Source organism: Planomicrobium stackebrandtii (genome assembly GCF_030814955.1).
GTDB classification, from domain to species: domain Bacteria; phylum Bacillota; class Bacilli; order Bacillales_A; family Planococcaceae; genus Planococcus; species Planococcus stackebrandtii.
The window spans coordinates 191,545-210,457 of record NZ_JAUSWB010000005.1; the positions used below are offsets into that span (position 1 = coordinate 191,545).

Sequence of the window (18,913 nt, forward strand, 5' to 3'; positions counted from 1 at the left end):
CATTCGGTAATTATTCGGTTGTTTTCAATGAATCGCTCAATTCAAACCAGGCAGGGATGCCGGCAGTCAAAATGCAGATATAGCCGATATCCGCCAGATCCGCTTCCGATGCGCCGGCAGTACGCGCCTTTTCCATCCAAGGGGCAGCGTCTTTGCCGTTCAGTTCTACGATGAAGTTGCCAGCCATGTTCAAATGCTTCAAACGGGAAGAAATTAACCCGTCTTCTAATATCTTGGCCTTCACGTCTTCCGGTTTTCCGGAGCGGATGAGCGCCAATGTCTCTTTCAGGTAAGATGTATCCTCGCCATCGAGCCAGTCAATGATGATCTTTAAGGAATCAGCGGCCCGTTCAGGAGACTGCGCCGGTTGTGCTACTGTCTTGCCCTTTAATTCAAGTGCATAAGAAATGGCTTCAAGAGCCAATGCCATGGCCTGATCACCTTTGTATAAGTAGGAAGTCAGGAAAAACTCGGCCAATTCCGGTACGGTATAGCCAAAGTCGATGGCTCCTTTTGTATGAAACAGCATGCTGCGGGAGTATAGGCGGGCTGCGTTCATACTGGCGATCAATGCATCTTTTTCCTTGCGGGACAACGCACTATCCTGCATGATTTCTCCGCGGATGCCGGTATAGGTGTCCAATACAGCTGGGCTGTAATCGTGCATTTTCTGCACCCATCCTGGTACTACATCGTACACTTCCTTGAAATAATCTAAAGCTTTGCTCATATATCTCACTCCTGAATTTTAGTTATTTTAAGCTTTCGGGATATTCATGCTGATTGATGCCAAACACGACTGGAAGGATAAAGTAGACGAACACTACAATGAGCAGGAAAGCCAGAACCGTCAGTCCCGATCCTTTTCTCAGCATATCCACCATGGTGATTTTTCCGGTTGCAAAAATGATCGCATTGGAAGGCGTACCAATCGGCAGCATGAATGCAAAGCCGGCACCCATTGCCACAGCGGTCATCAATGGCAGCGGATGAACATCGATCGCCAAGGCGAGAGCGGCAGTAATCGGTACGAGAATGGTTACAGTCGCGGTGTTCGGTGTTACTTGAGTCATAGCGATGCCAAGCAACGTAGTAACGGCGAGAATCAGCAGGTAAGAAGTGCCTTCTAGCAGCAGCAGTTGGCTGCCAATCCATGAAGCGAGATCTGTACCATTAAAGCCGGATGCCAGCGCGAGGCCGCCGCCGACCAATAGCAGAACGCCCCACGGCATGTTCTTCAACGAATCGCCGTCTAAAATCCGTTCTCCGGAATCGCCCGAGGCTGGGATTAAATGAAGGAGGATGGCCGCAACCACCGCAATCATTGTATCGCTCAAGCCTGGAATGATATCACTCCAGAAAAAGGTTCTGGTCATCCACATAAAGGCGGTTAAGCTGAAGATGCCCAGTACGACTTTTTCTTCATAACTCATTTTGCCAAGTTCTTTTTTGCGGTCAACTACGAATTGCTTACCGTTTTTGATGTTTTTAACTTTCATTGGATAGGCGATTTTTGTAATGTAGAAAATCGAAACGATCATCAGCAATGCCACTAACGGAAAGGCGAAAATAAAGAATTGTGCAAAAGAAATTTCAAAGCCCAGCAGTTCACTCGCCAATCCCGCGAGCACCAGATTCGTCGGTGTTCCGATCAAGGTGGCGCTGCCGCCGATTGTTCCGCCAAAGCCGATGGCGAAGATGATGGATTTAGTGAACTTTGTTTCTTCTTCTTTCGTATGGACGTCATCTTCTTTCATTAATGTAACGACTTTTGCAATAATTGCCAAACCGATGGGAATCATCAGCATGACCGTAGCCATATTAGAAACCCACATCGACAGAAATCCTGTTGCAAGCATAAAGCCGAGTACCAGGCCTGAAGTGCTTGCACCGACTGCACTGATGATGGATAAGGCGATTCGTTCATGAAGGTTCCAGCGTTCCAGTGCCAAAGCGAGGGCGAATCCGCCGATGAACAGGAAGATCAAGTTATCGCCGTAGCTTGATGCGACAACGCCTGCCTCCACTGTCTGCAGCAAGGGCAGCAGCACCAGCGGCATCAAAGAAGTGATGCCAAGCGGCATTGCTTCAAGGATCCACCAAACCGCCATCCAGGCAGTAACGGCTAATACCGCACGGCCTTCCGTGCTGAGTCCGGGAAGCGGCAGTAAAAACAAGATTATTAGAAATAAAGCAGGCCCTAAGAAAAGGCCGATTTTTTGGGATAGGTTATAGGATTTTTTTCGAAAGTGTTTTTCGCTTTCCTTGCCGGTGGATTCTGTCCGAGGAAACTCCGTTGTTGCCACCCCAGCACCGCTAGAATTCCGAAGTTCAGCCATCGTCAGCAGATCTTTCGTTTGCTTATGTGATTTCCACATACTTGTCTTTAAGGTTTTTAATGAATATTTCATATATGATTTCCCCCCATACAACCCTTTGTAGGATGCTGTTTTACAATTCTTTCAGAAAGCTGTTGACCGCCTGCAGGATTTCTTCTCGCTTTTCAAAAACCATGGTGTAATGGTTGCAGTCTGAAACGACCGTCTGAATTCTCTTGGTGTGCTTTTGCGTCTCATCGTAATCTGACAGGTAAAAAAGTGGAGGCATGGCACCAATATTTCCTTCGGCATAAACCAAAAGGACAGGACAATCAATTTGCTGACAGATTTCTTTTGGATCAAAAGAATAAAAACTGTCAAAATCCGTCACGATGCGGGATTCAGTGGCTTTGTTTTCCCAATGGCCGTTTGCGGGACCGACTTCATATTCCGCCGTTTCCTGCAATACGCCGTTCCATTGAATTCCGAGATTCGCGTAAATCTTTTGGATTTCTTCCGTATAATGCTGCTTTGAAGTGAATTCACGGCTGATTCTTCCGAGTGAAGGCTGGACAATCCCTCTCTGGTGTTCTGATGCCTTGGCAGCGCCATCGAGCAAGATCAGCGCCTCGACCGATTTCAGCCGGCTGGCGACAATCGTCGAAATGAAAGCACCCATCGAATAGCCGAGCAAGATCGGATTCACGATCTTTAATTCTTCAATCAAGCCCAATACATCATCAGCATGCTTGAAGATGGAGGTGTCGGAGTCAGCCGCCGCGCTGTTGCCGCGGCCACGGAGGTCTATCGAGATAAACCGGTAATCGGCTTTGAATTGTTCAGCATAATAATGCATATTCTTATGCGTCCCTGTTAATCCGTGTATGGCGATGATTGTTCCTTTTTCTCCTGGATAATCGGCTACTTGAATTTCGTTTCCATTGACATTCACTTTATAAAATTCCACTTAAATCCACCCCAGTCCATATTTGTAAAATGCTGTGCTAAAAAGAATCAGCTGCCAAGAGGATCCCGGCAGCTTTTAATTTGTTTATTCGGTTCTCATAACAAAATTCAGTGATGCTTCTTTACGATCCCCTTTATCTTCAAGCTTAGTTAATAGAGAAGAACGGACTCCGTTGGCAACATCTGTCTCCAACCATTCGTCACCTTCGAAGAATACTTGCGTGATCAAAGTTTCATGCCCCTCATGTTCAAATTTGATGTGAATATGGGCCGGGCGGTAAGCATGGTAGCCGGCTGAAAAAGTAAACTCACCAGTCGGTCCATTTGTCGGAATTTGATAAGGAATGGGTACGATGGAATGAACTTCAAAATCGCCGTTTTCGTCTGTATGGAACTGGCCGCGCAAATTGAAGGCTGGAGCAGGCGAGTCATAGTTTGAATACAAGCCATCTGCATCGTCCTGCCACCATTCCACTTTTGTTTTTGCCAAGGGTCCGTTGACCGAGCTGACATTTCCACGGAAAGTCAGTTTGTCGCCGGGCTCATCTTCTCTCTGTGGCATAACAAAAGGTGATTCTTCAAGGACAGGAGATCCTTCTTCATAATAAGGTCCAAGAAGAGAAGGTTCGGTTCCTGGTGAATTTTTGTATTTCGCTTCCAATACATAGGTTTCAACAAAAACATCAAGGAATAACGGGATTTCTCCGCTGCGCCCTAAGCGATCCGCCCATTCAACAAATTTCGTGTATTCTTCATGATTGAATTGCTGTTCATCCAGGAAGTTCTTCAAGTGCTTAACAAACCCTTCATAAGCTCCCAATACACGCTCGTTTACTGCCGCTTTTTCTGTCATCTTAAATTCCTCCTAATAATGTGATGGGTATTTTAAGTGTGAAGCCAAAAATGTAAACGCCTTCACAACCGGTAAAAAATATAATCCTTGCAACTTAAAATTAATTATTGTACGATATACGTACGATGTATCGTTATGCGTACAAGTTCATCTTAGCATAGGGGGTAGTGACTTTGTCAATAAAAGAATCAGACAATTTTAAAAACACCGGGGATTATATTCAATCGCTGGATCGTGGATTACAGGTGATACAAGCTTTTTCACAGCAGGATCGCGCTCTCACAGTGAGCGGTGTTGCAAAGAAAACAGGATTGAGCCGTCCTACAGCGCGCCGTATTCTTTTGACATTGGAACATTTAGGATTTGCTGAATCCGAGAATAATACGTATTCACTGACAGCACGAACTTTATCGCTTGGCTATGCTTATTTGTCATCAAACAATACTTGGAGCTTGGCTCATCCATTTATGAGGGAGTTTGTTGCAAAGACTGAGGAATCGTGTTCGATTTCCATTTTAGACGGCACCGACGTTCTTTACGTGGCACGGGTTTCCACAAAACGCATCATGTCCATCAATCTGGACGTTGGTTCCCGTCTCCCGGCTTATGCCACTTCAATGGGGCATGTGCTGCTCGCCTATTTGTCTGAGGATGAGTTGGAGAAGTACATGGCTGCTATTGAATTTGAACAATTTACAAGCAAGACCATCACAGATAAAGAGCAGTTGCGCCAAACCCTTGCCGAAGTGCGCGAGCGGGGCTGGGGAGGAGTAGATCAGCAATTCGAAGAAGGATTGCGCTCCATCGCCGTGCCGCTGCGCAATAAAGCTGGCAAAGTTATTGCGGCAATCAATTGTTCCGCACATGCCGGTAGAACTTCGAAAGAAACGCTCCGTGAAGAATTTTTACCGGTTCTTCAAGACAGTGCCGAAAAAATCAGCCAGGCCATTGCAGCTACCGATAGTTCAACTTATATTTAATAAAGTTAAAATGAAAAATCGCCATAAGGCGGTTTTTTTATTCGCAGAAAACGGAGTGCTCCGCAGCCGGCTTTTTATAATGGAGAAATTTCCATCTTGACCCGCCAACAGCGTATAATAGGAGCATCTGACAGACCCAAATAAAGTGAAATTAAGAGGTGTTCCTCATGATCATCATCATCGATAACCAGGATTCATTCACCTATAACCTGGTCCATTATTTTGAACAGCTGGATGGGAAAGTGCTTGTTTTCCAGAAAAATGAACTCACGGCAACACAAATAGAAGCACTTGGACCTGATCTGATTGTGCTGTCGCCTGGCCCAGGGCGCCCGGCTGCCGATGGAGCAAGCCCGGAAGTGTTAAGGAAACTGAGCGGCCGAATCCCTATATTCGGTGTTTGCCTGGGGCATCAAACCATAATCGAGCATTTCGGCGGGCGGATTGTTAAAGCGAGCACACCGATGCACGGAAAAGTCTCCATGCTGACGCACGATGGAAAAGGGCTGTTTAATGGAATTTCCAACCCTTCAGCTGTGACCCGCTACCATTCATTAGTTGCGGAAGAACCGCTGCCCGAGTGTTTATCAGTGACAGCCCGTTCAGAGGATGGGGCGATTATGGCTGTCCGCCATCATACTTTGCCAGTTGAAGGAATCCAGTTTCATCCGGAATCGATTTTGACAGTGGAGGGCTTTGCTATGCTGAAAAACAGCTATGAACATGCTAAACAGTGGAATGCCAACAACAAGGGAGGTGCTGATTTTGTTGAACCCTTACCTAGTGTATGAGTTCCGAAATGAAATTGGAGAAATTGAACCACTTCTTTTCAGTGAACCTTTAGAAGTTCTCGAAACCGGCATTCTTTCAGAAGTACCGGAAATTTTGGGAAAGATAGAAAAGGCGGTTGCTGCTGGATTTTACGCGGCGGGATACGTTTCCTACGAAGCGGCTCCTGCTTTTCATCCTGAAATGCAAGTGCAGGCAGGAGTTGAAATGCCGCTTGTCTGGTTCGGGATTTTTAATGAACCGAAGAAAAGCTTTTCTCTTTCGGAAGATCTGCCATATACAGTTTCGGATTGGGAAATGGCAAGCTCTGTGGAACGGTATAAAGAAGGAATTCAAGAGATCAAACAGGCAATAGAAGACGGCGAAACCTACCAGGTAAACTACACGGAACGCCTTATTTCGGAATTTACAGGCAGCGACCTTGGGTTTTACCGCCAGTTGGCGAGAAATCAGCAAGCCGACTATGGCGCCTATCTGAATCTGGGAAGGTTCCGTGTGCTATCAGCATCTCCCGAACTGTTCTTTAAAGTTTACGAAGGCAAGCTGACAGCCAAGCCGATGAAGGGCACGGCACCACGGGGACGCACAACACAGGAAGACAAAAAACAAATCACGGCACTGCTAGCTTCTGAAAAAGAGCGGGCTGAAAACCTGATGATTGTTGACTTGCTCCGCAATGACATGAGCCGATTAGCGGAACAGGGAACGGTTAAAGCGGCCCCTTTATTTACGGTTGAAACCTATCCAACAGTTCATCAGCTGACGTCGACAGTCAGCGCGAAACTGGACCCCGCAGCGACTATATTAAATTGGTTTCAAGCGTTATTTCCATGCGGATCGATTACAGGCGCTCCCAAAATCAGCACGATGAAATACATAGCCGCGTTGGAGCAAACGCCGCGAGATGTATACTGCGGTGCCATTGGTTTCATCACTCCTGAGAAAAATGCCGTCTTCAATGTGCCTATCCGAACCGTCGTGGTTGACCAGGAAAAAGGCACAGCGCGTTACGGTGTGGGCGGCGGCATTACCTGGGACTCTACTTCCGAAGGAGAGTACAATGAATTGCAGACAAAAGCCGAGGTTCTGACAGCGAAAAGGCCGGTGTTCAGCCTGCTGGAATCCTTAAAGCTGGAGGATGGGAACTATCCGCTGTTGCCTTATCATATGGCGCGTCTCCAGGATTCTGCCGACTATTTTCATTTCCCGGGAAATATTCAGGGAGCTGAGTGGGAATTGGAGAGTGTCGCGAAAAAATACCCGCAAGGAATCTTCAAAGTCCGTTTGCTGCTGAATCATAAAGGGCAAGTAGAGGTGCAGGCTCAGAAAACAGCTCCGATCGCAGAACCGGTAAAATGTGCTTTGGCCAGTTCAGCAGTAAACAGCAAAGATCCATTCCTTTTCCACAAAACAACTCACCGTGAAGTATATGAGCAGGCAGCTAATAATCTTTCAAAAGAGGTGTTTTCGGTATTGTTGTGGAATGAAAAACAGCAGCTGACCGAATTCACCATCGGCAATCTGGTGCTTGAAAAAGACGGCAGTTTTTACACACCGCCAGTTTCTTGCGGCTTGCTGGCAGGTACATTCAGGCAGCATTTGCTGGATCAGCAGGTCATCGAAGAAAGGATCATCTATAAAGAAGAGCTTCAGGATTACGAAGCTATTTGGCTGATCAATGGCGTTAGGGGCTGGCTTTCCGTGGAACTAATGAGCAGCGTAGAAATAAGTCAAACCGACAACTAGACGATGAGTTGAAAGCGCTAGAGAAGGAGGTTTTATTATTTCATTCGATAAGGAAAAGGAAATCTTGGATGAGTTGATGGAGAAAATTGAGTCAAAGCAATTTTCAGCAGGAACAAAGCTGCCTTCAGAAAATGAATTGGCAAATCGCTACGGAGTAACGCGCATGACAGCTCGTGCCGCCTTGTCGAAACTGGAGGAGCGGGGCTATATTTATTCAAAGCAAGGCAAGGGACGATTTTTAAAAGAAGAATCCATGCAGATTCAACTTCACTTAACTGGAAAAGTCAGCTTCACTGAAAAAATGGAACAGGCAGGCTACGATTTAGAAACACGCCTCATCAGCTGTGAAAAAATTGGCTTTGAAGAAAAAGTTTACAAACTGTTAAATTGTGAGCCAATAGATCACGTTTATAAGGTTTCCAGAATCCGAATTATTGATGGACAACCGATGGCTATCCACAATTCCTTCGTGAGCGAAAAGATGTTTCCAGACATTGAAAAAGAAAGGACTGGCATCAGTTCGATGTTCGCTTATTACCGGAAGCACGGCCACACCGAATTTGCCAGCAGCAAAACCATGCTTGGCATCTCTTTTCCAACCTCAAAAGAACAGCAGCTTCTGCATTGCCAAAGTATGGTGCCGCTCATTATAGTAGAGAATGATTGCATCGATGCAGCTACAGGAGAGGTTCTGGAACACACAAGGATCTTATACCGCAGCGATAAATTCAAATATGACATCACCATGTAGTGATCAAAACAGACAAAGGATACCTTTCCTTTGTCTGTTTTTTTTATCTCTTTATGTAAAGCGTCTTTACATAAGCTTTACTAGAGCTTAAAACACAGCCACTTGGCAACAAGTTAGGATGAACGTGTAGACAAGGAGGCAGTGAATATGAAAAGACGTAAAAGAACTGAGATTCTTATTCAAGGAGATGGAAGTTTAGCAAAGGCTTTGGCAGTCAGTATCACGCAAAAGTACGAATGCCGCGAAGTTTCAGTGCCTGAGCAAGGAATGATTATGGTCAAGATGAGGGAATCAGCAAAGAATTCCTTGTTTTATATGGGAGAGGTCCTAATAACAGAAGCAAAAGTGGAGATTTCAGGGAAAATCGGAACTGGATTGCTGGTAGGCATGGATGAACAGCGTGCGACGCATTTGGCAATCATTGACGCAGCCTATAAGGCTCAGTTGCCCGAAGCAGCTGATTGGGAACATCAGCTTTTGGAAGAAGAAAAGAAAATCAGAATGGCGAAAGCGCAGCAGCAAGCGGAACTATTCGAAACCAAAGTCAGCTTTGAAACAATGGAAGTTTAATTGAACCACTAAACTAACTGACACAGGAGAGATTATATGGCGATTGATCAAATACACGACTTGCAGCAGGTTTACCGAAAACTATTACATAGCATGTCACGGCCAGGAACCATTTCATCGATTGAACAAGAAACGAAGCAAGTGGATGTAGATTTCGGTTGTGCTGATTCGTTTATTTTAAGCGCAATGGTTTTGCTGGATGCGGAAGTGACTTTTCATGTCTTGTCAAAAAATCGACAGGATTTGATTGAGAAAATTTCGGATTACACTTCAGCCCGTTGTGCTTCAGTGAAAGAGGCTGATTTCATTCTCGTTCTTCAGGAAGATGAGGAATCGGACGTTTTAGAGGCAATGGCGCAATGCAAAATTGGCAACCTGATCGACCCTCAGCAATCGGCAACTTGGATTATTGAAAGTGCGGTTTTATCAAATGAAGATGCATTAGTGCTGACGGGGCCTGGAATTGAAACGGCAGCTCATTTATCGACGGGGCAACCATTCCGATTCTGGCAAGCCAGAGACAGTCGCATCAAGGAGTATCCGATGGGCATTGACATGATTTTTGCGGATGGCTCCTCTCAAATCGCTTGTCTGCCGAGAACAGTTTCAGCAATTCCGATGGAGGTGAAATAGATGGGCTATGTTCCTGTAAAAGGCGGAACTCAGGCCATAGAGGCTTCGATTAAACGCCTGACTTATGAACGGTTAAAAGGTCAAGAGATTTTAGAAATCAACACGATCCTGGCGACGATGAGCAGCATGATTGACCAGGTTATGTCAGAAAGCAGCCTTTATTCACCGGAATTGGCGGCTTTGGCCATCAAGCAAGGAGAAGGCAGTTTGGAAGAAGCTGTTTTCTTGATGCGTGCACACCGTTCAACTTTGCCGCGCCATTACTACAGTGAAACAGTCGAAGCGGAAACGATGCTGGTCGAACGGCGGATTTCTGCAAGCTTTAAGGATATTCCAGGCGGCCAGTTGCTGGGTGCCACGTATGATTACACCCATCGGCTGTTGGATTTCAGGTTGTTGGAAGAAAGCATGGAAACTAATCGCCGATGGCTGGAGGATTATAAAAGTAACTTTTCAGCTATTCAAGGTTCGAAAGAAGTGGTCTATTTTCCAAAAGTCGTGGATTATTTGCGCGAGGAGGGCCTGTTCGAGACATACAATCCGGACAATACAGCCCCGACTGACGTCACTAAGAAAAGCCTTCAGTTTCCGACGACAAGAAGTGCACGGCTGCAGGTAATGACGCGCGGCCAAACCGGGGCGGTAACATCATTTGGTTATGCATCTCTGCGGGGGTACGGCCAAGTTCATCCTACTGTCGGCGAAGTTCGTGTCGGTAAAATACCGATTTACACCATCCATCTGAATGAAGTGGATCAGGAACCGGAAGATCAGTTTTATATAGGTGAAATCCGTATAACGGAAGTCGAGTCATTTGTGCCGGTAACCGTAAAAAATGACAACAATAAAGACGAATTGGAATTTGAAATTGGCTATGGTGCCTGTTACGGACAAAACGAGACAAAAGCGATTGCGATGAGCATCTTGGATCAGTGCTTAGAACATCCTAATACGGATTTTCCGACTCACGATGAGGAATTTGTTTTATTGCATATCGATTCGGTGGAATCCACCGGCTTTATTTCTCATTTAAAACTCCCTCATTACGTCACGTTCCAATCTAAGTTGGATAGTATTCGCCAAGTGAAAAAGGAGGTGCAGGAAGTTGAGAGCTAATACGCATTTTGCTTTTTTTGATGAAGGTTCCAAAAAAGAGATTCGCCGGGCTACGCTGAAAGCCGTCGCTATTCCAGGCTATCAGGTGCCTTTCGCTTCACGGGAAATGCCGATTGCGCGCGGTTGGGGAACAGGCGGTCTTCAGTTGACATTGTCTTTGATCGGCAAAACTGATGTGCTGAAAGTTATCGACCAAGGGGCAGATGAATCGGTCAATGCGGTTAGTATCAAGAAACTGGTTCAAGAAACAACAGGTGTTCAAGTAACGGATCAAACCGAAGAGGCTGATTTGATTCAATCCCGCCACCGCATTCCGGAAATACCGTTGACGAAAGACCAGATCCTCGTTCTTCAAGTGCCGATGCCTGAACCTCTTCGTCCAGTGGAGGCACGCGAGTACGCAACCAAACGCATGCATTCCGAAGACGATTACAGCGGTGCCTGGCTGATGCTGTTCGAACAGATTGTCAAATACGGGAAGACAGCAACTGCTGCGGATCATCCGGTTTATGTCAATGGACGCTATGTGATGGCACCAAGCCCAATTCCACGCTTTGATAATCCCAAAATGCATCAATCGGAAGCGTTGATTTTACTTGGTGCCGGACGAGAAAAGAAAATCTATGCCGTGCCGCCTTATACCGCTGTCGAATCTTTGGCTTTTGAAGATTACCCATTTGCTGTTGAATCATTTGAAGGCCAGGAATGCCGGTTATGTGGATCGGCGCATATCTTTCTCGATGAATTGATTGACCAGAAAACGGGAGAAACCGTCTATCAATGCAACGATACCAGTTATTGCATGGAGCAATTGAACAGCACGGAGAAAGCCGGGGTGGAAAACAGTTATGCATGAAGAACCAATATTGAAAGTACGTAACTTGCGCAAGCAATTTGGATCCGGTTGTTCCCATTGTGCCAATTTGGATTCTAATCGATTGGAGAAAAACTACTGCACCGTATGCGGCACAGTTTATGCAGTCCGTGATGTGTCACTTGATCTCTATCCTGGAGAAATTTTGGGAATTGTGGGGGAAAGCGGCAGCGGCAAGTCCACATTGATGCAATGCCTGTACTTCGACACTGACGTAGCGTCAGGAGAAGCATATATCCAAACACCTGCTTTGACGGGTACTAATGTCTTTGAGTTGTCTTCCCAGCAAAAGCGCTCCATCCGCAACCACGATTATGGAATGGTCTATCAAAATCCGGTGCACGGCTTGAAAATGAACTTTTCCTCGGTGGGAAATATTGCGGAAAAACTCATTGCAGCAGGCAACAGAAATGTTGGGGAGATGGAAGCGACCAGCAAAAGACTGCTGGGAAATGTTCATATTCCACTGCATCGCATGAAAGAAGAACCGCGCAATTTCTCAGGCGGTATGCAGCAACGCGTCCAGATTGCTAAGGCATTGTCGAACAATCCTCCCATCCTGTTTTTGGACGAAGTGACAACTGGGCTCGATTTGTCGGTTCAGGCAAACGTCTTGGACTTGATCAAAAAAATCCAGCGTGAGCTTGGCATCAGCATGATAGTGGTATCGCACGATTTAGCGGTTATCCGTATGCTGGCTGACCGGACCATCGTCATGCTGAACGGTGAAATCATCGAACAGGGCTTGACTGATCAAGTATTAGAAGACCCACAACATGCGTACACGCAGCAACTTGTGTACTCATTACTCTAGGAGGATCGATACTTTGTATATTATCCATAATGGCAAAATCGTAACTGAGCAATCAATAGACGAGGGGTTCGCAGTCGTAGTGGAAGGGGAAATTATCCAGTCAATCATCCCGGAAGAGGCAGTAGTGGATTATCCGGATGCCAGGCTGATTGATGCCAATGGAGGCTACATCTCTCCCGGTTTTATCGATATCCACTCCGATTACATCGAAACGATCGCTTCTCCGCGTCCGACCAGTATGATGGACTTCGACATCAGTTTGCGCGAAGCGGAAAAAATCCTGATCAGCCACGGCATCACAACAATGTTCCATTCCTTATCATTCTATAAAGAAGACGTATTTTCGCATAAACCGATGCGCAATCCGAACAATATCCAACGTATGGTGGATGCCATCGAAGCGACGCATAACCGGCTGCATTTAATCCGCCATCGTCTGCATGCCCGTTTCGAAATCGATAACATCGATGAAGTGGACCAGCTGGTGAGAAATATCGAGGATGGCAAAGTGCATCTGCTGTCATTCATGGACCATACGCCAGGACAAGGCCAATACAGGAACTTGGAAGTCTACCGGGAAACCCTGAAAGGCTACCGGGAAATTTCGGATGAAGACGTCAATGTACTCATTGCAGAACGCCAAAGTACCGAATACCTGGCAGCAGAAAAAATCAAAGAAGTAGCGGATATTGCGCTTGCCCGCGGGATCGCTGTCGCTTCCCACGATGACGACGACGTTAAGAAACTGGATTTGGTGCAAAGCTTCGGTACCACCATCAGTGAGTTTCCGATTACTCTGGAAGTCGCCATCAAAGCAAAAGAAATGGGCATCCATACCATCGCCGGAGCTCCCAATGTGATGCTGGGCGGCTCCCATTCCGGCAATCTGTCCGCAGCGGAAGCCATCGGACACGGCTGTATGGATATCCTGTGCAGCGACTATTATCCTCCGGCTTTGCTGCATGCGGTCTTTGATCTGCATGAGAAATACGGCAACGATTTGCACGCAATGTTCCAGATGGTCACGTTGAATCCGGCAAAAGCAGTGAAAATGGACGACGAGCTTGGATCGATCAAACCTGGGAAAAGAGCTGATCTCCTGGTAATCGAACGCATGGATGACGGCTACCCGATGCTGACGGCAACAATGGTCAATGGCGCGTTGATCACGACTACGAACTACCGGATAAAATAACGAAAAGCGGAAGCGCCCGATAGCGCGACATCGTGTCGCAACTATTCTTAAGCTGAAAAAGGAGGCAATACTATGGCAATGCTGGAAATAGCGGGCTTTGAGAAACGCTTCACCATCCATCATTTAAATAAAGTCATGCCGGCTATAAAAGACATCCATTTTTCCTTGGAAACAGGTGAATTTATCGGCATCGTCGGAAAAAGCGGCAGCGGCAAATCGACCATTTTAAAAAGTATCTACCGCACCTATTTGCCGGATCATGGAAAGATGATGTACGATTCTTCCGCTTTTGGAGTGGTGGACCTGGCACATATTACGGAGCGGCAAATGCTGCACTTGCGGAAATACGAAATTGGCTATGTTTCTCAGTTTTTGAATGTCATGCCACGGACGACCTGCCGCCAGTTGGTGACCAATGCCTTATTGGAGATGGGTTCGACGGAAGATGTGGCCGGCGAGGAAGCAGAAAAAGCGTTGGCTCACTTCGAAATCGATCCGAAACTTTGGGACAGTTACCCGAACACTTTTTCAGGGGGCGAAAAGTTGCGCCTGAACATCGCGATGGCGACGGTTAAACAACCGCGTTTGCTGCTGCTCGATGAACCGACAGCAAGCTTGGATCAGCAATCGAAAATGAAGGTCCGTGAAATTATTGAAAAGTTGAAGCTTAACGGCACAACCCTGGTCGGGATTTTTCATGACATTGAATTCATGGAAGGGCTTTGCGATAAAGTTTATGACATGCAAACGAGAAAGATGGCTGTCGGTGAAAAAGTGGGTGTGGGCGCTGAAAGCTGATTTGCATGTCCATAGCTATTATTCAGACGGAGCGGATTCAGTAGAGAGAGTCATTAAAAAAGCGAAAAAAGCTGGACTGACAGCCATCAGTTTTGTCGATCATGACACAGTGTCAGGTTGGCAGGAACAACAACGGATCGCTGAAACCTATGGCATTCAAGCGATACCTGGAATTGAAATTTCGGCTTATGATTTCAAGCGGCAGCGAAAAGTGCATATACTGGGTTATCATTTTTCCCCGGAAGCCCCAGCGATTACGAGAGTATGCAGCAGGTTGCTGGAACTTCGCCACAGCCATTCGATGTGGCAAGTGAGCCAAATTCAAGCAGCGGGATTTCATTTGAATGCCGAAACGATCATAGAATCGGCAAAGCCATCAACTACTGTCTATAAGCAGCATATTATGCAGCAGCTGACGGATGCCCACTATACATCTAAAGAATACAAGTTTCTTTATAAAAGTTTGTTCAAAGGGACGGGTGTCGCAGCAGGAGACGTTGATTATGTTGATGCAGCAGAGGCCGTCCGGGCCATTGTCGCTGATGGGGGCCTGGCTGTTGTGGCGCATCCGGGACAGCTCGATTCCTTTGATCTGGTACCCGAGTTGCTGGAAGCGGGCCTGGGTGGAATCGAACGCAATCATTTCGACCATTCAGCCAAACACCATCAAAAAGTGGAAGAGCTTGCCCAGCAATACGGTTTGGTGATGACCGGCGGCAGTGATTACCATGGAGCTTTCGGTACAGCTGTAGAGCCTGGAGATATCGTCAGCCCTGAAGATATTAACATCGTTAAAAGACTATGAAGTTCCTGTAAATTTCAGTATTTCGCTTTTGAGTTGTGTTGTAATGAAACAGACAAAGCAGGGACGCCTGCTCATTCCGGATACACAAAAAGGAGAATCGACCATGAAGAAAAAAAGTTCAGCAATGGCACTATTGGTTGGAGCGGCTCTAATGTTATCGGCATGTTCGGAAGGCAACGCGGAAGCGGGAAAAACAGAAGTGGATGATGTGATAAAAGTGGTCTGGTACCCAAATGAATCGGGATCGGACATGACTTCTTCCCGTGATGAAATTGGAGCAGCTATCGAACAAGCGACAGGCAAAAAAGTCGAGCACCAATTGACAACCGATTACGCCATTGCGATTGAGACATTGGTCAATAATAATGCAGATTTGGCGTTTATGGGAGCACAGGGATATATTGAAGCAAAAAATGGAAACGATGCAATTGAACCGTTGGTCGTGCCAACAGGAGAATCAGGTACACTCGATGATGCAATCTATCATAGTTGGCTGGCAGTTAATGTCGATGCTCAAGAAGAGTTCCAAGTGGACGGCGAATTCTCACTGGATACGCTGGAACAGAAAAAAATGTCCTTTGTTTCAAATAGCTCCACTTCCGGGTTTGTCGTCCCTTCTTCGACCATCATCAGCCATTTTGCTGAGCAATCTGGTTACGAGGATCTGACAGCGGAAGACTTGATGGAAGGCGGTCCGTTATTCTCACAAGTACTTTTCGGAAACTCTCACCAAGGGTCAGCTGTAAATTTATTGAATGACAGCGCAGAAGTAGCTGCATTCTGTGATACGTGCGTGGAAAACTATGTGGAAGTAACGGAAGGCGAAGCCAATGAAGTCGGTTCAATCTATAAAGTCAAAGATGATGCAGCAGAACCGTTTAATACAGTAACAGGCAGCGAATTTGCATTAATGGGTGTTACACCTGTACTGAATGCCCCGTTTGTAGCCAATATGGAAGTGCTTGGCCAAGAGGATTATGACGCCTTACAAGAATTATTCACTTCAGACGAAATCGCAAACAACGAAAAAATCTTTGTGCCGGAAGACTCGGGCGAATCAGGACTGTTCTTCAAATCAGCAGATGAGCGTTTTGCACCAGTTGAAGATGCATGGTTCGATCCAATCCGTGAACTATCTAAATAATAACCGAAAGACAGCCGCGCGTTCCCTTCAAGGAGAATGCGCTGTCTGACAAATTAAGGTGAAGAGGAGACGATGAGCATGCCTTTACTGCAAATCAAAGATCTCGGAAAGTCCTATAATTCGGATGCGAAAGTGCTGCAAGGGTTGAATTTTGAAGTGGAATCTGGTGAATTTCTATCGATCATCGGACCTTCTGGAGCTGGTAAATCGACACTTCTCCGATGCATCAATCGAATGGTCGAAATTGATGAAGGAAAAGTCGTTTTCGATGGTCAGGAAGTCGGAAAGTTGAACAAAAAAGAACTGCGAAAAGTGCGTACGAATATCGGTATGATTTTTCAGCATTATAATTTGGTGCCGCGCTTATCGGTTATCGAGAATGTGCTGCACGGACGATTTGGTTATAAAACAACCATTCAAGGAGTTTTAGGGCGTTTTACGGAAGCAGAAAAAGAACATGCCTTTTTCCTTTTGAAAAAGTTGGGCATTGAAGAGCATGCTTATAAACGTTGTGATCAGTTGAGCGGCGGCCAGCAGCAACGCGTTGGCATTGCACGTTCCCTAATTCAAGAACCAAAAATCGTCCTATGCGATGAACCCATTGCGTCGCTCGATCCCAACGCTTCAAAAGTGATTATGGACCATTTAAAGTCAATCACCCAAGAGCTTGGCATCACTTGTATCGTCAATCTCCACCAAGTAGAGATAGCTAAAAGCTACTCTGACCGGATTATCGGTTTGAACAAAGGCGGAATCGTCTTTGATGGACCAAGTTACAGGCTGCACCGAAACCATACCGATCAGATTTATGGCACACAGACACAGGCTACTCCAGAAATCCGTGAACTAATCATGGTGTAAGGGGCAATTACAGTGAATGAAAAAACAATGAAAGCCAGCCGAAAATGGCAGACAATCTTTTTTATCCTGCTGATTATTGGAATGACTCTTGCGTCTTCCGCAATTACCGGATTCAATATAATCCATGGAATCGCCACTTTGCCAAAAGCGGGCGCTTGGATCCTCTCGAATCTGATGATTACCCAGGAATCTCTTGAGCGCCTTCCAACCATTTTAGAGAAATTGCTTGAAACGATTCTCATGTCCATTGCAGCCACAACAACCGGTACGGCCGTTGCGTTCTTTTTAAGTTTGATGGGTTCGAAAACAACAGGAACCAAAAAAGTCTTTGGCGTGTTTGCGCGGTTTGTCGCATCCGCCTCTCGAAATATACCGGTTGTAGCTTGGGCATTGATTCTCTTGCTGTCTTTTGGACAAAACTCGGTGACTGGATACTTAGCCTTATTTGTGGGCTCTGTTGGGTTTCTGACAAGAGCTTTTATCGAATCGATAGACGAAGCAAGCCAAAGTGCGGTTGAAGCTTTGCGGGCAACCGGTGCGACATATTTTCAGATTGTTTTTAAAGCGGTTGTGCCTCAATGCATGCCACAGATGATTAGCTGGATTTTATTTATGATTGAAACCAATATCCGCAACGCCACTTTAGTAGGCATCTTAACCGGTACAGGAATCGGTTATACGTTTGACCTGTACTACAAGACATTAAATTACAATGCTGTCGCCTTGGTCACATTCAGTATTATTCTTGCTGTGATTGTCATCGAGCTGATGTCAAATTATATCAGGAAGGTGATTATCTAATGGATGCAAGTACCTACATAAAACGTGAAGCCAGCGGCCGGATAGCGATTAAGATGGGAAGCAAGTCGGAACGCGTCATGACATGGACCGTTACGGTGCTCATAGCCCTGACGATTGCGGCGTTTTTATTCTTCGATTACACGGGACTGGACTTGTCCAAGGCAATCCCAGAAACTTTCTATAATTTAAAAACGATGTTTCTGGAACCTGCGCTATCCCATTTCACTTGGGGGCAAGCATTTTATCAAATGGGCGTCACATTAGGGTTGGCATTTTTGTCAACAATATTTGGAGCCATCATCGCGTTTTTTCTGGCACTGATGGCGGCATCGAATTTATCAAAAGCGTGGATTTCAAAAACAGTGCGAGTCATTGTCGCTTTTGTCCGTGCGGTTCCAACTGTTTTATGGGTATTGATTTTTGCCATTGCAGCTGGATTAGGCAGTGAAGCAGCAGTGCTCGGCATGTTGTTCCACTCGATCGCTTACTTGGTTAAAGCATTTTCAGAAGCTTTTGAAGAAGTAGATCAAGGGATTCTTGAAGCATTGCGTGCAACAGGAGCCAACTGGTGGCATATCGTCGTGCACGCGGTTCTCCCATCAACTTTCACCTATCTTTTGTCTTGGACATTCCTGCGCTTTGAAATTAATTTTGCGGTGGCAGTTGCCATGGGCGCAGCTGCAGGAGCAGGTGGAATCGGCTTTGAATTATTCATGGCTTCCGGATTCTATTTCGATTTGCGGGAAGTGGGAATGATCACTTACATGATTTTGATTTTTGCCATCGTCTTAGAAATCCTATCGACCAAGATGAAGGAACGCTATTTCCCGGCTGCTGCAAAATCTGCAAATTGAGGATTTCCTCCTCTTCAGAAAAGTTGTAATAATCTGATTGCTGTG

The 18,913-nt window shown here is 46.0% G+C and carries 20 protein-coding genes; 16 read left to right on the top strand and 4 right to left on the bottom strand.

What is annotated here, in order from left to right:
* Positions 1-10: 10 nt before the first annotated feature.
* The 4 genes from QOZ98_RS10675 to QOZ98_RS10690 all read right to left on the bottom strand — a co-directional run bounded on the left by QOZ98_RS10675 (position 11) and on the right by QOZ98_RS10690 (position 4,137).
* Positions 11-730: a carboxymuconolactone decarboxylase family protein gene (locus QOZ98_RS10675; RefSeq protein ID WP_308787435.1), complete on the bottom strand. Its 720-nt coding sequence runs from the start codon at positions 728-730 to the stop codon at positions 11-13.
* A gap of 22 nt (positions 731-752) precedes the next feature.
* Positions 753-2,411 (bottom strand): SLC13 family permease, encoded by a 1,659-nt coding sequence (locus QOZ98_RS10680; RefSeq protein WP_308787436.1) that lies wholly within the window; start codon positions 2,409-2,411, stop codon positions 753-755.
* 40 nt (positions 2,412-2,451) lie between these two features.
* Entirely contained in the window at positions 2,452-3,285 is an 834-nt protein-coding gene (locus QOZ98_RS10685; protein ID WP_308787437.1) for an alpha/beta fold hydrolase, read from the bottom strand.
* An 84-nt stretch (positions 3,286-3,369) separates the two neighbouring features.
* Positions 3,370-4,137: a dioxygenase family protein gene (locus QOZ98_RS10690; protein ID WP_308787438.1), complete on the bottom strand. Its 768-nt coding sequence runs from the start codon at positions 4,135-4,137 to the stop codon at positions 3,370-3,372.
* A gap of 173 nt (positions 4,138-4,310) precedes the next feature.
* On the opposite strand from QOZ98_RS10690, the gene QOZ98_RS10695 reads away from it, so the two are divergent.
* The 16 genes from QOZ98_RS10695 to phnE all read left to right on the top strand — a co-directional run bounded on the left by QOZ98_RS10695 (position 4,311) and on the right by phnE (position 18,868).
* Entirely contained in the window at positions 4,311-5,117 is an 807-nt protein-coding gene (locus QOZ98_RS10695) for an IclR family transcriptional regulator domain-containing protein (protein WP_308787439.1), read from the top strand.
* Positions 5,118-5,284: 167 nt separating this feature from the next.
* A complete protein-coding gene (locus tag QOZ98_RS10700; protein ID WP_308787440.1) occupies positions 5,285-5,908 on the top strand; it encodes an anthranilate synthase component II in 624 nt (207 codons plus the stop codon).
* Entirely contained in the window at positions 5,883-7,652 is a 1,770-nt protein-coding gene (pabB, locus tag QOZ98_RS10705) for an aminodeoxychorismate synthase component I (RefSeq protein ID WP_308787441.1), read from the top strand. The genes QOZ98_RS10700 and pabB overlap by 26 nt, the downstream gene beginning before the upstream one ends.
* 64 nt (positions 7,653-7,716) lie before the next feature.
* The gene (locus tag QOZ98_RS10710) at positions 7,717-8,403 is read left to right on the top strand and encodes a GntR family transcriptional regulator (RefSeq protein WP_308787442.1); all 687 of its coding nucleotides are present in this window, start codon (positions 7,717-7,719) and stop codon (positions 8,401-8,403) included.
* A 147-nt stretch (positions 8,404-8,550) separates the two neighbouring features.
* Positions 8,551-8,973 carry a phosphonate C-P lyase system protein PhnG gene (gene phnG / locus QOZ98_RS10715; RefSeq protein ID WP_308787443.1) on the top strand — a complete coding sequence of 141 codons (423 nt, stop codon included), beginning with the start codon at positions 8,551-8,553 and terminating at the stop codon, positions 8,971-8,973.
* 36 nt (positions 8,974-9,009) lie between these two features.
* Complete coding sequence (gene phnH, locus QOZ98_RS10720; protein ID WP_308787444.1) at positions 9,010-9,606, top strand: phosphonate C-P lyase system protein PhnH; 597 nt, start codon at positions 9,010-9,012, stop codon at positions 9,604-9,606.
* Positions 9,607-10,722: a carbon-phosphorus lyase complex subunit PhnI gene (locus tag QOZ98_RS10725; RefSeq protein WP_308787445.1), complete on the top strand. Its 1,116-nt coding sequence runs from the start codon at positions 9,607-9,609 to the stop codon at positions 10,720-10,722. It begins immediately after the preceding gene.
* Positions 10,712-11,578, top strand: coding sequence for an alpha-D-ribose 1-methylphosphonate 5-phosphate C-P-lyase PhnJ (locus QOZ98_RS10730; protein WP_308787446.1), 867 nt, complete (start codon positions 10,712-10,714; stop codon positions 11,576-11,578). Before QOZ98_RS10725 ends, QOZ98_RS10730 begins: the two co-directional genes overlap by 11 nt.
* Positions 11,571-12,410: an ATP-binding cassette domain-containing protein gene (locus QOZ98_RS10735; protein ID WP_308787447.1), complete on the top strand. Its 840-nt coding sequence runs from the start codon at positions 11,571-11,573 to the stop codon at positions 12,408-12,410. Before QOZ98_RS10730 ends, QOZ98_RS10735 begins: the two co-directional genes overlap by 8 nt.
* 13 nt (positions 12,411-12,423) lie before the next feature.
* Positions 12,424-13,605, top strand: coding sequence for a phosphonate metabolism protein PhnM (gene phnM / locus QOZ98_RS10740; RefSeq protein WP_308787448.1), 1,182 nt, complete (start codon positions 12,424-12,426; stop codon positions 13,603-13,605).
* A 72-nt stretch (positions 13,606-13,677) separates the two neighbouring features.
* A complete protein-coding gene (phnL, locus tag QOZ98_RS10745; protein ID WP_308787449.1) occupies positions 13,678-14,403 on the top strand; it encodes a phosphonate C-P lyase system protein PhnL in 726 nt (241 codons plus the stop codon).
* On the top strand, positions 14,393-15,208 hold the full coding sequence (locus QOZ98_RS10750; protein ID WP_308787620.1) for a PHP domain-containing protein: 816 nt from the start codon (positions 14,393-14,395) through the stop codon (positions 15,206-15,208). The genes phnL and QOZ98_RS10750 overlap by 11 nt, the downstream gene beginning before the upstream one ends.
* A 103-nt stretch (positions 15,209-15,311) precedes the next feature.
* Complete coding sequence (locus tag QOZ98_RS10755) at positions 15,312-16,352, top strand: PhnD/SsuA/transferrin family substrate-binding protein (protein WP_308787621.1); 1,041 nt, start codon at positions 15,312-15,314, stop codon at positions 16,350-16,352.
* A 78-nt stretch (positions 16,353-16,430) separates the two neighbouring features.
* Positions 16,431-17,213: a phosphonate ABC transporter ATP-binding protein gene (gene phnC, locus QOZ98_RS10760; RefSeq protein ID WP_308787450.1), complete on the top strand. Its 783-nt coding sequence runs from the start codon at positions 16,431-16,433 to the stop codon at positions 17,211-17,213.
* A gap of 12 nt (positions 17,214-17,225) precedes the next feature.
* Complete coding sequence (locus QOZ98_RS10765; RefSeq protein WP_308787451.1) at positions 17,226-18,014, top strand: PhnE/PtxC family ABC transporter permease; 789 nt, start codon at positions 17,226-17,228, stop codon at positions 18,012-18,014.
* Entirely contained in the window at positions 18,014-18,868 is an 855-nt protein-coding gene (gene phnE / locus QOZ98_RS10770; protein ID WP_308787452.1) for a phosphonate ABC transporter, permease protein PhnE, read from the top strand. The genes QOZ98_RS10765 and phnE overlap by 1 nt, the downstream gene beginning before the upstream one ends.
* The last annotated feature ends 45 nt before the right edge of the window (positions 18,869-18,913 follow it).